This window comes from Yersinia thracica (genome assembly GCF_902170565.1).
In the GTDB taxonomy this organism is placed as follows: domain Bacteria; phylum Pseudomonadota; class Gammaproteobacteria; order Enterobacterales; family Enterobacteriaceae; genus Yersinia; species Yersinia thracica.
Map to the genome: position 1 here is coordinate 30,308 of NZ_CABHXX010000030.1, position 14,446 is coordinate 44,753.

Consider the following 14,446-nt stretch of genomic DNA (forward strand, 5'->3'; position numbering starts at 1 on the left):
GCATCCGCCTTTACTGACGGTTGTGTCTGATCGGATAACATGCTGTTTTGTGATGGTGCCGTACCCTGACGCCGGCCGCACCGTCTCCGGGATCAGAAACGCCAGCTAAACCCGGCGTTCACGCTATTGTCCTGCTGACGCGAGGACAACTGGCCGCCGTAGCCCAGCGACAGGGTGGCGTTGTCATACAGCTTCGCCTCAACGCCTGCCCTGACCAGTGCGCTGTCGCGGTCGGCCGGTACGCTGCCGACGGTAAAGGCTGCCGTGTTGTTAAATTTCAGGTCCGCATCGCGTGCCGTTTTCCCTAACTGGTGTTGCCAGCCCAGTTCTCCGTACACCCCCATATCAACGGCACCGCCGGCCTGCCAGCGCTTTTCTGCCCGCAGGCCCGCCGTGGAAAACATGGCGTCCTGATGCTGTCGGTTGCCCTGCAGCGCGGCGCCGCCGCCTTTCTCGGCAAACCCGCCGTTCGCTGTCCGCACATAGGCCAGACCGGCAAACGGCTCCAGGCTGACGCCCAGCGGCATATCCAGCCGATAGCCGGCCTCGGCGAACAGCTGCTGTGTCTGGGCGGTATACCCGGCCTCCACCCGGTCGGACTGGCTGCCGTACGCAATGTTGCGTCGAGTATCGATACGGTGCCAGGTGTTGGCCGCCCCGGCGCGCAGGGCCAGGTCGCCCCAGGCGACGCTGCCGTAAAGCGCCAGAGGAACGTTTTTACGGGTGGCTGAGGCCCCGTAGCCCCCTTGCAGCGTGGTGCGGGTATAGCCCGTGGCCACGCCCAGCCGCAGATGGCCACCCACGCGGCGGTCAGCGCCCAGCATTACCCCGGACGTTGACGTCTGATACCCGGTGGCGTTGGTATCGCCGGTCGCCTGTCCCCAGCCGCCCAGCAGCGTTGCCCAGGCGCCATGTTCATCCGCCCTGATGCCGGAGGTGCCGGCCAAACCTTCGCTTTGGCGCAAACGTCCATTCAGGGTTTCCCGCAAGGCGTGACTGTCGTTTATCTGCGCCGCCAGCACATCGGCATGCACCTGGCCGGACAGCTGACGAAACGCCTGACGGGCCTGAGTGGCAGAGTCCGACATCAGCACCGATTCGTACACCGGGTGGCCGACAGGCAGGCGTTCTGCCGCCACCGCCACGGCCCGTTCGTTGGTCGTGGCGGCCACGACGGCAAACGGGGTGGCGTTGCGCACCACGGTCAACTCCACCTGTTGCGGCCGGTAGCTCAGTCCGGTACCCAGGAACAGGGAGTTGGGTTGTACCGCAGTAAACTGCCCCTCAATCCCCTGGGCCGCTGTCAGGATGCTGTACCGCTGCCCCAGCAGGCTGCGTACTTCTTTTGGGCTCAGCAGGTTGCCCCGGCTTTCCAGCGTCACCGCCACCTCACCGCCCTTCAGCCGTGCCTTGCCGGCGCTTTGAATGCGGTCGCTACGGCCCTCTGTCGTGACCTCCACGGCATAGCCTGAATCGGCGTCAAAGGTGACGTCATTCGCGACCGTCAGCGTGCCGATACCGTTACCCGGCGCCACGGCGCCACCGGCCTGGGCCACGAGTGACCCGATCGAGCCGTTGCCACCCAACACACCACCATCCTGCACCGACACGTCCGACGTCAGCGAACCGTTGACCATCAGCGTGCCCTGATTGACCTGCGTCGGCCCATGGTAGGTGTTGTGCCCCCTCAGCACCAGCGTCCCTGCTCCCTCTTTGGTCAGCCCGCCATGGCCGGCAATATCATTACGCCAGATATCCCAGGCACATTCCGGACCGGTACATCGCCGTTCCAGCGGCGTCCCGGGGTCAAGAAGCGCACCGGCCCCCGGGATAGTGGCCACAAACTGGGTCTGGGTGTACGAACCGGGCACATAGAGTTCCGCCGGGATGTCCGCCGGGGCAATCAGCATCCTGGGGCCGTCAATGGCATCTTTCAGGTTGATTTTTCCCCAGCCGAAGCGGGCATCGATGCCCGGCGCACCGAGGTCGGTGGCGGTGGTTTTCAGTACGGTGCTGATTTGCTCCGTCGTCATGTAGGGGAAGCGCTGCATCAGCACGGCGGCCGCCCCGGTGACGAGGGGCGCAGCCATGGAGGTGCCCGTCATGTTCGCGTAGCCCGGTGCCACGCTCAGTTCTCCCTGGTTCAGCGCCGCTTCCGTGATGTGGTCGCCGGTACGGGAAGCAAAGTGTCCTACTGCGCTGTAGATATCCGTACCGGGTGCCGAAACGCAGTAGCTGGCGGTATGCCCGCAGCTTGTGGAACTGACCGCCAGTTCATCGTCTGGCGTCAGGTTGGTGACCATCAGGTAGTGGCTCACCACCTCAGGAAAGAAATAAGGAATGCTTTCATCCCTCATGGGCACATTGTAATTGTTGGAGTTGCCGGCCGCGAAAACAATCAGCTTGCCGTGGCGCGCAGCGCGCAGCATGCCGGCGTAACCGGCAATATCCAGGTTGTCATTGGCGATAACCCTGGGGATCGGGGCCCGGCTGAAGGCGTCTATCCGCGCTTTGAGGGGGGCCAGCTTATCGAGCTGGGACGCTGGCGTGACCTGTTGATACTTATAGGTACCATTAGGCAGGGATACGTCGTTTCCTTCGGCATCTGTTTCAATCGGTGGGTAATCTCCCCAGCTGTTATTAATCACCCTGACGTTGCTCTGGGTCATGTATTCCAGCTGGCTGTCCGTGCGCGGAACACTGCCCGTGGCGAGGGTGGCACCGAAAGCCACCCCGTGCATGCCGGCACCATCCCGGCTGGCCGCCGCAATGCCGGCCACATGGGCGCCGTGCGACCCGAAGGTGATCGCTTCACTGTTCTCATCCTTGTCAAAATTATAAGGCAGATAATCGGAAATAATGGCGAGCTTGCCGGCAAACTCGGGGTGGGGGAAAAGCTTCCCATCAAGCACACCCATGTTCACCCCCTGCCCGTTGTAACCCCGGGCGTAGGCATGGTGCGCATTAATCGCCCCCAGTCCCCACTGACAGTTGAATTCGGGGGTCAGCCAGCTGTCCGGTACGCCAGGCCGACCGGACTCTGGGAAAGGGCTCCCGGCGGCCAGAACGGCTGCCGGAAAAAAGAGGCAACCCAGTGAAGTACCCAGCACCAAACGTGATTTGGTTTTCATGTTTTATCCTTAAAACAGGGAGGAGGCAGGTTTAAAACAGTCCGTTAACATAAATGCCGGGCAGAACAGCGACATTACGAAAATATTACACAATCGTAATATATTGATATTTTTTTAACGAACGCTAAACCTTCTGTTTTATTATCACGGATAAAAAGTAAAGCTGCGTATTATTCCCTACCACTAATGCGCTGGCTTTCGTTTAATTATCAATTAAATAAGTGTATTAATATTTTCCTCAGGGCAATGTATTGCCCGAAATTATTGCATTTTCGTTTAATGACAGTTAACTATTCACGGCGGTGAGAAACTCCACTTATTGCAGAGTGCAAAGTTTCCGCCGTCATATTTGTCTTGTACAGGTCTACCTAAAGCAGACCGTCTCATAAAGGATTGGGACAGATTTACGAGATAAACAATAATTAGCATCCAGAGCCCAAAGAGACGTCTTTTCATTTGCAGTTAATCTGAGCCGAAAAACGGGATAAATGCGAATCGATGGGATTTCAAAATAATAGCAATAGCGAAAAACCGATGGAAGATATCAAGTTAGAAGGACAGAAACGCCTCTTGAATAGCAACAGTTAATTTTATTATAGTTTAATATCAACTAGTTAAAGAGACTCTCTTTCTAAATGTCGCATTTTGCAGCTTCGCTCCCACTAGGCCAAATAGAGGGTATCAGTGGGTGGACGACAGAAAAGTCCATAAAAAACCATTCTGGCTCACAATTTTGTTATCACTATTGGGCAGTGTAAAATGGGTTCGATAGACTGAGATAAGCGCATAAAAAATCAGAAAGGGATGCCAAGGAGACTCAATGTATCATCGAATGGCTCAGGAACCGCAACCTAACCCCTTGCTGCCAGGCTATACCTTTAATGCTTATCTGGTGGCGGGATTAACCCCTATTTTAGCTGATGGGCCGCTCGATTTTTTTATCGACCGACCCGGCGGTATGAAAGGTTACATTCTAAACCTGACCATTAAAGGGCAGGGCAAAATTTTTGATGGAGAAAACACGTTTTACAGTAAACCCGGTGACTTGTTGTTATTTCCGCCTAAGGTTGCTCATTATTATGGCCGCTCACCCAACAGTGATTGTTGGTATCACCGTTGGGTCTATTTCCGGCCTCGGGCCTACTGGGCTGATTGGCTAGAGTGGCACAGTAAAGCCCATGAAGTAGGGCGTTTATCCTTACCGACCGATACCAACAATAATTTACTGCTGGAGTTTGATCGGCTGTTTGCCAATATAGAAGAAACACAAAAATCCGGGCGGCGTTTTGGCGAAGAGTTAGGGATGAACTTACTGGAGCGGCTGTTATTGCGTTCAATGGAAGAAGACCCCCTCAGCCCGCAACGCATTATGGACCCTCGCGTTATCGAAGCATGTCAATTTATCACCGGCAATCTGGCGGGCGAGTTGCGCATTGATGAAGTGGCGCGGCATGTGTGTTTGTCGCCGTCACGGTTGGCGCATCTGTTTCGCGATCAGGTCGGTATCAATATCTTGCGTTGGCGCGAAGACCAACGGGTTATCCGGGCTAAATTATTGCTGCAAACCACGCAAGAACCTATTGCCACCATTGGCCGTGTCGTGGGCTATGATGACCAGCTGTATTTCTCCCGCGTTTTCCGTAAGCGCGTGGGCGTCAGCCCCAGTGATTTCAGGCGTCGCAGCATTGAAACCAACTACCCACAACGTAGCTTGCACCCCCCTGAATGGCGTGATGATTCAGCTGAAATTACGCGGATTTAACCGCGCCAGTTATGTTTAGCAAAAAATTACCTCTTGTCGCAGCAATCATCATGGTGTCAAATCGGTTGTTCGAGTGATATCAAATAGCGGGCATGCCCGTCATACTTCAAGCGGCATGTGTGTTGGCTGCTTGCATTATTTAGGGCATATATCGGGCAAGAGGAAATACATGATGGCCGAAAAAATAAAAGTGGGTTTACTGGGTTATGGCTACGCCAGTAAAACCTTTCATGCACCGCTGATTATGGGGACTCCAGGGCTGGAACTGGCGGGCGTTTCTAGTAGTGATGCCAGTAAAGTTCATGCTGACTGGCCATCGATGACTGTTGTTTCTGACCCGCAAGCGTTATTTGATGACCCTGCCATTGATCTCATCGTCATTCCTACCCCTAATGATACCCACTATCCTTTGGCTCAAAAGGCGCTGGCAGCGGGTAAGCATGTGGTGGTTGATAAGCCGTTTACTGTGACACTGTCACAAGCAAATGATCTGAAGCAACAAGCTGACGACGCCGGTCTTTTGCTGTCCGTGTTCCACAATCGCCGCTGGGACAGTGATTTCCTGACATTAAAAACCTTATTGGCGGAAGGCTCGTTGGGTAAAGTGGTCTATTTTGAATCTCACTTTGACCGCTATCGCCCGGAGATCCGTCAGCGGTGGCGTGAACAAGCCGGTGCTGGCAGCGGTATCTGGTACGATTTGGGGCCACATTTATTGGATCAAGCGCTACAACTGTTTGGTTTGCCAGATCAACTGAATGTTGATTTAGGGATGTTACGCCCAGGGGCGCAATCCGTTGACTATTTCCATGCTATTCTCAGCTATCCGGGGCAACGCGTGGTGTTGCACGGCACTGTAATCGCGGCGGCAGAAAACGCGCGTTATATCGTCCACGGTATGCAGGGCAGCTATATTAAATTTGGTTTAGACCCGCAGGAAGACCGGCTGAAAGCGGGTGAGCGTTTACCACAAGCTGACTGGGGCTATGATATGCGCGATGGTATCGTGACACTGTCACATGACGGTGTGCTGACCGAGAAACCTTTGCTGACATTGCCAGGTAATTATCCTGCTTATTATGCCGGAGTTCGCGATGCCATTTTGGGGACGGCCGCCAATCCGGTACCAGCCTCTGAAGCGATTAAGGTGATGGAGTTGATCGAGCTGGGCATTGCCTCTGATCAACAGAAAAAAACGTTGCCAGTTGTCACTGCAAACTGAATTAGGCCTAAAAACCATACCCAAAGCTATTGGAGTTGCGAGTAGGCAGCAAGTGAACAAATCCCGATGAGCTGACATAAGTCAGTGATTCGGGTGAGTGAGCGTAGCTAACACCCCCGCGGCTTCTAGAGCGAAGGGGATAATTGAAGGAATACAGTGGCATGCCCTGGTTACAACGCTTACGAATAGATAAGTTTTTATTGGTATTGATACTGGTCGTTATCATTGCTTCAATCTTCCCCTGTGAGGGCGAAGTTAAGGTGTGGTTCGAGCACTTGACGACGGCGGCTATCGCATTATTGTTCTTTATGCACGGGGCCAAACTTTCCCGCGCCGCGATAGTTTCCGGCATGGGGCATTGGAAGCTGCACTTGGTGGTGTTCCTCAGTACCTTTGCTCTGTTCCCGTTACTGGGATTAGGCATGAATGTATTGGTTCCGGGGGTGTTAACGCCAACATTGTATCTGGGTTTCCTTTATCTGTGTGCATTGCCAGCAACAGTTCAATCTGCCATCGCCTATACCTCGGTGGCGGGCGGGAATGTGGCGGCCGCCATATGTAGCGCATCGGCCTCCAGTATCCTCGGTGTTTTTTTATCACCGATTTTGGTGGGCATGCTGATGCAAACACAGGGGGGCGATTCTGATACCTTGCATGCTATCGGTTCTATCGTCATGCAATTGATGGTGCCATTTATTGTCGGTCATTTATCCCGTCCACTGATTGCCAAATGGGTTGAACGTTATAAAAAGCTGGTTAATATCACTGACCGGTCATCAATTCTATTAGTGGTTTATGTGGCCTTCAGTGAGGCGGTGGTGGAGGGGATTTGGCACCAAATCGACGGCTGGTCTTTGTTGGCAATATTAGTTTGTTCAATGGTGTTGCTGATATTCGTATTGGTTATCAATACGCTAGCCGCGCGTTGGCTGGGTTTTAACACCGCCGATGAGATTACCATTGTGTTCTGTGGCTCGAAGAAAAGCCTGGCAAATGGGATCCCGATGGCTAATGTGTTGTTTCCTGCCTCGGTAGTGGGGGTGATGGTATTGCCGCTGATGATATTCCATCAGGTTCAATTGATGGTTTGTGCGGTATTGGCACAACATTACGCCAAACGGGTTGCTAAAGAAAATGCGGCCAAAGAGCTGGCAAGCACCCAACCGCTTTTGGCTGAGAATACTGAAACTAAGTCATAGCGCATTATCAATAAAAAAACGCCCGTATTTCATTGAAACACGGGCGTTTTTTGTTAGCCTTCTTTCAGTCACTTAAGCGCGGATTTTATCGCGCAGCGCCTGTTTTTCTTGTTCGCTAATAAAGGCCATTGTCAGCCCATTTTCCTGAGCCTGACGAATTTCTTGCGGTGTCAGGCCCGCAGCTGGCGCGGCAACATGATATTCATTGGCAATTTCAATGCCTTGCACTGCAGGGTCATCGGTGTTTATTGATGCTAACACTCCATGGCGTAAGAAGATGGCCAAGGGGTGAGCCGCCAGTGAGGCGACCGTGCTGGTCTGAATATTGGAAGTCAGACAGGACTCAATGCCAATGCTATGCTCAGCTAAATAATCCATCAGCTTAATATCTTCCACGGCCTTAACACCGTGACCGATACGTTCCGCGCCTAACTCGCGGATAGCTTGCCAGATACTTTCAGGGCCTGCGGCTTCACCGGCATGGACGGTAATCCGCAAACCAGCATCCCGCGCGCGGTTAAAATGACTGCGGAATAGGCCACCAGGGAAGCCCAGCTCATCACCCGCCAGATCCAGCGCAGTAATACCGTCACGATGCGCCAGTAAACCATCAAGTTCTTGTAAACAGGCTTGCTCACCAAAAGTGCGGCTAAGGATCCCGATAAGACGAATATCAATATCAAAATCACGGCAACCAGATTGGATACCATCAATGACGGCTTCTACCACACCGGCGACGGGTAACTGGTGTTTCATTGCCATATAGAATGGAGAAAAACGCAGTTCGGCATAATGTAAACCCGCATTGGCGGCATCTTCGACGTTTTCATATGCCACGCGGCGGCAAGCATCGAGGGAGCCTAACACCGCGACCCCCCAATCCAGTTTTTGCAGAAAGCTGACCAAATCGGGTTCAGTTTGAGTGATTTGAACATGTGGGCGCAGGGTTTCTAATTCATCAGCGGGTAACGACAGATTAAACTGACGGCCCAAATCCAAAATAGTTTGCGCACGGATATTGCCGTCAAGGTGGCGATGAATGTCAGTCAAGGGTAGGCGGAGGTCAATCATAGGTGCACTCACTCTTTTAAATGGATGTTGTCGGTAAAGTGCAGAACATTATAAAAACAAACCAGTGAAAATAGCCAACATGTTGCATAAAAAAGTGACTTAAATCTCATTTCGGCACCTTTTAGAGATGAAAGGTGCCGAAAATAGGACTAACGCGATGGGAATACCGCTTTTACCACAGTTAATGTTCCATTTTTTTCAGCGGCAACAAAGGCGGCTTTGGCTCGCTTCATTCCCTCTTTTTTACGCTGCAATATCATAGAATCGAGGTGTTTTGATGGCATATCCTCTCCCTCCTTCGCCAATGTTCTTTTTGATTTCAACAGGAATGTTAAAATTCTGATGGCCAGATAAACGGTCATAGAGCAGTTTTAACCGAGTATTTACGGCTACTGATAAATAAAGTTTAGGTTTAAAGCTTTGATAATGATTCATGATTAATAGATTTAGAGCACAACCCAGCCGCATTAAACCTTTATAGTTGAGCCTGCTGTATTGGCTTGTCGGTAATTCAAAGAAGCGGTCATTATGAAAATTCTCCGCACGATCAAATTTCACTTCATAAGTATCAGCGGGGATGATAAACCCCACATCCTCGTTGGAGAAATTTGAGGTTCCACCGCTCTCTAGCATGAGAACTTCAGAGAAGATCATAATAAAATCATGATCATCAATCGAAAAGTCCAGTCTATGGTAAGTGAAATCGCCATAATTAGCCGTTATAAAATTCATGGTTGTTATTTTAGGCACAAATCCTTGTTCCCTATAAATAAATGAATGCAATTACCTTAATGGGAAGCCACATTTTTATACTTATTTATCCGTTCAACAAGCCGTTATAACCGAGGTGAAAACGCTATTTCCCCTGCAAAAACTGGATGCCGCTAATCAATTTATCCATCCCAGCTTCAACTTTGCTGCGCGAGCAACCGACATTGAGACGTAGGAAGCCGCGGCCCTCTTCGCCGTAGGTGAAACCGGGCATAATGGCGACTTTCTCTTTTTCAATCAGCACGTTCTGCAATTGATGATCGTCAAGATTTAAGGGGCGTAAATCTATCCAGGCTAAGTAAGTTGCCTGTGGTGGCTGCCAATTTAATGCCGGAAATGCTTCATTTAACCGCAGCGCAACATAAGCCAAATTGGCTTGCAGATAACGGCGTAATTCATCCAACCAGGGTTCTGCCTGTCGGTAAGCCGCGATATGCGCGACGATCGCCAGTACCGCAGGAGAAGAGAGGCCATCGCGGCCTTTTAGCATTTGGTTGTAGCTATCGCGGGTTTCAGTATCACTGATAAAACCGTAAGCCCCGGTTAACGCGGGGATATTAAATGTCTTAGAGCCGGAGGTCAGTAAAGCCCACGGGGTTTGTCCCACCTGACTCCAGGGGGTATGTACTTGATTACCCCAAGTCATGTCCATGTGGATTTCATCACTGATAACGTTGACCTGATGGCGCTCACACAGCTCAGCCATGAGCGCAAGTTCTTGCGCTGTCCAGACTTTGCCGGTGGGATTATGCGGGCTGCACAGCAACAATATTTTAGTTTGCGGACGTGCCAGTAATGCTTCCAAATGCGCCATATCACATTGCCACTGATTATCAATTTTTTGCAGCGGGCAATTGAGTAATTGGCGTTGATTGCCGAGGATCACTTTATAAAAAGCATCATAGGCCGGAGTGTGGGTGACGACAAAATCACCGGGCGCTGACCAGCAGCGAATCAACTGGGCCACCATATAGATAACTGACGGGCCATAGACCGCCATTGATGTATCAATCGAGCAATGAAAACGCTGCTGATACCAATGACGAATTGCGCCGAGAAAGTCTTCATGTTGCCAGCGGCTATACCCCAGCACACCGTGCCCGATGCGCTGATTAAGTGCTTGTAAAATAACCGGCGCAGTGGGGAAGTCCATATCCGAGATAGTGAATGGCAGTAAGTCCGCAGCACCAAAACGGTCAGCAATATAGTCCCATTGGGTACACCAAGTGCCGTGACGGTCGACAGGTGTGGAGAAATCAAACATCAGCATCTCGCTTATCAAATATACCCTTCGCCCTTGACGCCGCAGGGGTGTTAGCTGCACTAACTCACCCGAATCACTTACTCGTGTAAGCTCATCGGGATGAGTTTGCTGGCTGCCTACCTGCGACGCCAATGACTTTGGGTATAGTTTCTATGTAACTAGTATTGAGGCAACGCTATTTAGCGAATTACCATCCTAAGATGTTGCGAATTGTTCATTGCCTATCAGTGAGTCTAATTCATCTTTCACTGATTGCACTTGTGGACCAATAACAACTTGAAGATTGTGGTCATTGAGCTGAATCACACCAATAGCACGGTTAGCTTTCAGCGCCTCTTTATCTACCAAATTCATATCTTTAACTGACATTCGTAAGCGGGTGATGCAATTGTCCAGTGAGACAATATTATCAGCGCCACCCAGAGCGGCCAAAATAGCCGGGGAGTTATAGCCAGATTTCCCGGTGATTGCACCACTGGCGGCTTTTTCTGCATTGCTGCTGGCGAGGGTCTCACTCTCACGGCCCGGTGTTTTGATATTGAAGTGCTGAATAGCAAAACGGAAAATGCAATAGTAAGCGACGAACCAAATCCCGGCGACCACGGGCACCCAATACCATTTGGTTGCTGTGCCGTGCAAGATGCCAAATACCACGAAATCAATGATATTACCGTCAGTATTCCCGATGGTCACACCCAACAACGCCATGACAGTAAAGCCCAGCCCGGTCAGGATGGCGTGGATCAGATACAAGAATGGGGCCACAAACAGGAACAGGAATTCGATCGGTTCTGTGGTGCCGCCGATGACACAAGCCACTACACCTGAAATCAGCAAGCCTTTAATTTTATGACGGTTCTCAGGTTTGGCGCAATGATACATCGCCAGTGCCGCGCCCGGCAGACCGCCCAGGAAGGCCGGCATTTTGCCTTGCGACAAGAAGCGCGTGGCACTTTCAGAGAAACCGGTGGTGGTAGGGCAAGATAACTGCGCCTGGAAGATGGTTAAAGCCCCACTGACACTATGACCACACACATCCATGGTGCCGCCTGCTTCAGTGAAGCGGATCAGTGCAACTAAGATATGGTGTAAGCCGAAAGGCAGTAATAAGCGCTCACCGCTGCCGAAGATCATTGGCCCGAACATGCCCGCGCCGTTAATCAATCGGCCCAATCCATTAATACCTGCGGCGAACCAAGGCCAGATCAATGGGATCAACAAGCCGACTAACCCAAGCACCACAGTGGTGACAATCGGCACAAAACGAGTGCCACCAAAGAAAGCTAATGCATCAGGTAAGCGAATGGTATTGAAGCGCTCATGCAGTAAGTAAACAATGATCCCCACGATCACCGCACCCAAAATGCCGGTGTCGATGGACTGAATACCTAAAATATTCTGGATGTTATGGGTTTTCAGTACCAACGGGTCAGTGGTGGGTAATACACCGCTGGTGGTGAGGTAAAAGTTGGTGGCCAGATTCAGGACAGCAAAGCCGACGAAACCAGAGAAAGCCGCCACACCTTTGTTTTCGCGCGCCATCCCCAATGGGATCGCGATGGCGAACATCACCGGCAAGAAGCTAAAGGCAAATGAACCGACCTTACTCATCCAAGTAAACAATAGCTGGAAAGCAGGGTGACCAATAAAGGGTAAGAGTGTGATGACATCTTTACTGCTAAGCGAACTACCGATACCCAGCATGATCCCGCAGAAGGAGAGCAAGGCGACCGGTAACATGAAGGTTTTCCCTAAACTCTGGAAAAACTCCCACAGCGTAATTTTTTGTTTTTTTGCCGCTGACATAGTGGCTCCTGTACTGATACACCTGATGTTAAAAAACGCCGTTTACACCATATTGATAGATAACGATATTGATAGATAACGATTGATTGATGGATAACGGCGACTATTTCGTCTCCCTGTCTGGAGGTAAAATAAGATAAAACGTTTAACCCAGATAATATGAGTGATATGTCACAATTACTGATCCTATTTTTGTATACCCTCACATTTGAAGCCGCAGGGTTGTTAGCTGCGCACATTCACCCGAATCACTTACAAGGTGTAAGCTCATCGGGATTAATGAGCCTCTTTGAGACTCACTTGCTGGCCGCCGACCTGCAACTCCAAATTCTTTGGGCATGTCAGGGGGGATCATCAGATTAAACGTTTAACTTGGCTTGTTTATCCGCAGTTATGACAACAAAAAAAATAACCATCATCGATGTGGCTAAATTGGCGGGTGTGTCCGTGGCGACCGTCTCATTAGCTATCAGTGGCAAAGGACGTATCTCCCCGGCAACTGCTGACCGGGTCAATCAGGCAATTGAACAATTAGGCTATGTGCGTAACCGTCAGGCGGCACAATTACGCGGCGGGGCGTCCGGCGTGATTGGCTTGATTGTGCGCGATATCAGTGATCCCTTTTATGCAGAAATGACTGCCGGGCTCAGTGAGGCAATTGAGGCGGAAGGCAAGCTGTTGTTCCTGACGCAAAGTGGCCGCGAAGGAAAGGGATTATCGCGGTGTTTTGATACGCTGATTGATCAAGGCGTCGATGGCTTGGTGCTGGGCGGTGGTGCTAAACGTGAGATGGGGCTGCAAGAAAAGGCCGCAGAGCATGATATTCCGCTGATTTGTGCTGCTCGTTCAAATGTGTTGGATGGGGTGGATGTGGTCCGGCCCGATAATATGCAAGCGGCAAAAATGGCAACCGAATTCCTTATTGGCCGTGGTCATCGGCAAATTGCCTATCTTGGCGGGCATTCGCACTCATTAACCCGGGCCGAGCGGCTAGGGGGCTTTTGTGCCACGCTAGTGCAATATGGGCTACCCTTTCGTTCGGAATGGGTGGTTGAATGTGATGGTCAGCAGCAGGCAGCGGCGGATGCTGCCGAAAGGTTATTACGTCATCACCCCAATGTCAGTGCCATAGTTTGCCATCAAGCATCCGTCGCGCTCGGGGCATACTTTGGTATTTTGCGCACCGGCCGGACGATTGGCAGCGCGGGAGTAGATGCTTATCTCGATCAGCAAGTTGCATTAATTGGTTTTGGTGATGTCCCAGAAGCTGAACTCACTGAACCGCCACTCACCTTTATCACCAGCTCTGCTCGAGAAATTGGCTACAGTGCTGGGCAGAGATTACTTCAGCGTATCGCAGGTGTCGATTTGCAGCTACAAAGCGTTATATTACCGCCGGTGTTGATCCGTCGCGGCTCAGCCTGATCACGGCTGATCGCTCTCGCTGTTTGCTAATGTCAGCGCCTCAACATCACCCGCGGTGATCAAATGGAGGTGGCGGCTAATTTTTGCTATTGGCCAATCCCACCAGGCAATGGCCTCCAGCTTGCGGGTTACTTCGGGTGAGAAGCGGTTTTTAATCAGTGTTGCAGGATTTCCGCCCACCACGCTATAAGCTGGGACATCGCGAGTGACCACTGAACGCGAGGAAATAATGGCTCCGTTGCCAATAGTGACACCCGGCATAATCAGTACCTCATAGCCGATCCAGACATCATTTCCGACATGAGTATCGCCCTTATAAGGCAGCTCATCCATTGACGGTGTGACTCTTTCCCAGCCATTGCCAAAAATATTAAATGGATAAGTCGAAAATCCTGAAATCTTATGGTTGGCACCATTCATAATAAATTTAACCCCATGCGCCAATGCGCAGAATTTACCGATAATCAACTTATCGCCGATAAAGGGGTAGTGATAGAGCACGTTGCGCTCAAAGTTCTCAGAGTCTTGCGGATCGTCGTAATAGGTATAATCACCAATAATAATGTTTGGGTTCTGGGTGGTATTTTTGATAAAGCACACTTGGGGAAACCCTGCCATCGGGTGCTTACAGTGGGGATCTGGCCCTAACTTTGTTTTTTCTTCGATAATTGTTTTTTCATCGATAATCGTCTTATCTTCCATTATCCAGACCTCTTTAGATAAAAACGGAGCCATTAGGCCCCGTTCGCTATTTCAAGTTTATGACTGAATGCTATTACTGATAGCTGTTCAGCA

The 14,446-nt window shown here is 51.0% G+C and carries 10 protein-coding genes; 4 read left to right on the forward strand and 6 right to left on the reverse strand.

Features of this window, described 5'->3' with window-relative positions; translation table 11 throughout:
* Window positions 1-92: 92 nt before the first annotated feature.
* The gene (locus tag FTA91_RS03670) at window positions 93-3,131 is read right to left on the reverse strand and encodes an autotransporter domain-containing protein (RefSeq protein WP_145582960.1); all 3,039 of its coding nucleotides are present in this window, start codon (window positions 3,129-3,131) and stop codon (window positions 93-95) included.
* An 820-nt stretch (window positions 3,132-3,951) separates the two neighbouring features.
* On the opposite strand from FTA91_RS03670, the gene araC reads away from it, so the two are divergent.
* From araC to FTA91_RS03685, 3 genes are all read left to right on the forward strand, one after another.
* The gene (araC, locus tag FTA91_RS03675; protein WP_050114553.1) at window positions 3,952-4,893 is read left to right on the forward strand and encodes an arabinose operon transcriptional regulator AraC; all 942 of its coding nucleotides are present in this window, start codon (window positions 3,952-3,954) and stop codon (window positions 4,891-4,893) included.
* A gap of 172 nt (window positions 4,894-5,065) precedes the next feature.
* Window positions 5,066-6,115, forward strand: coding sequence for an oxidoreductase (locus FTA91_RS03680; protein ID WP_145535954.1), 1,050 nt, complete (start codon window positions 5,066-5,068; stop codon window positions 6,113-6,115).
* A gap of 161 nt (window positions 6,116-6,276) precedes the next feature.
* Window positions 6,277-7,314 carry a bile acid:sodium symporter family protein gene (locus FTA91_RS03685; protein WP_050114557.1) on the forward strand — a complete coding sequence of 346 codons (1,038 nt, stop codon included), beginning with the start codon at window positions 6,277-6,279 and terminating at the stop codon, window positions 7,312-7,314.
* A gap of 72 nt (window positions 7,315-7,386) precedes the next feature.
* On the opposite strand, the gene add is transcribed toward FTA91_RS03685, so the two are convergent.
* From add to malX, 4 genes are all read right to left on the reverse strand, one after another.
* The gene (gene add, locus FTA91_RS03690; protein WP_038632959.1) at window positions 7,387-8,385 is read right to left on the reverse strand and encodes an adenosine deaminase; all 999 of its coding nucleotides are present in this window, start codon (window positions 8,383-8,385) and stop codon (window positions 7,387-7,389) included.
* Window positions 8,386-8,628: 243 nt separating this feature from the next.
* Window positions 8,629-9,135 carry a hypothetical protein gene (locus FTA91_RS03695; RefSeq protein ID WP_227507662.1) on the reverse strand — a complete coding sequence of 169 codons (507 nt, stop codon included), beginning with the start codon at window positions 9,133-9,135 and terminating at the stop codon, window positions 8,629-8,631.
* A 106-nt stretch (window positions 9,136-9,241) separates the two neighbouring features.
* On the reverse strand, window positions 9,242-10,420 hold the full coding sequence (locus FTA91_RS03700) for a MalY/PatB family protein (protein WP_050114684.1): 1,179 nt from the start codon (window positions 10,418-10,420) through the stop codon (window positions 9,242-9,244).
* A 195-nt stretch (window positions 10,421-10,615) separates the two neighbouring features.
* Window positions 10,616-12,226 (reverse strand): maltose/glucose-specific PTS transporter subunit IIBC, encoded by a 1,611-nt coding sequence (gene malX, locus FTA91_RS03705; protein ID WP_050114561.1) that lies wholly within the window; start codon window positions 12,224-12,226, stop codon window positions 10,616-10,618.
* A 393-nt stretch (window positions 12,227-12,619) separates the two neighbouring features.
* On the opposite strand from malX, the gene malI reads away from it, so the two are divergent.
* A complete protein-coding gene (malI, locus tag FTA91_RS03710; protein ID WP_050114687.1) occupies window positions 12,620-13,651 on the forward strand; it encodes a Mal regulon transcriptional regulator MalI in 1,032 nt (343 codons plus the stop codon).
* Here malI and vat(F) read toward each other — a convergent pair whose 3' ends face one another.
* Window positions 13,652-14,317, reverse strand: coding sequence for a streptogramin A O-acetyltransferase Vat(F) (gene vat(F) / locus FTA91_RS03715; RefSeq protein ID WP_050114689.1), 666 nt, complete (start codon window positions 14,315-14,317; stop codon window positions 13,652-13,654).
* Between the last annotated feature and the right edge of the window lie 129 nt (window positions 14,318-14,446).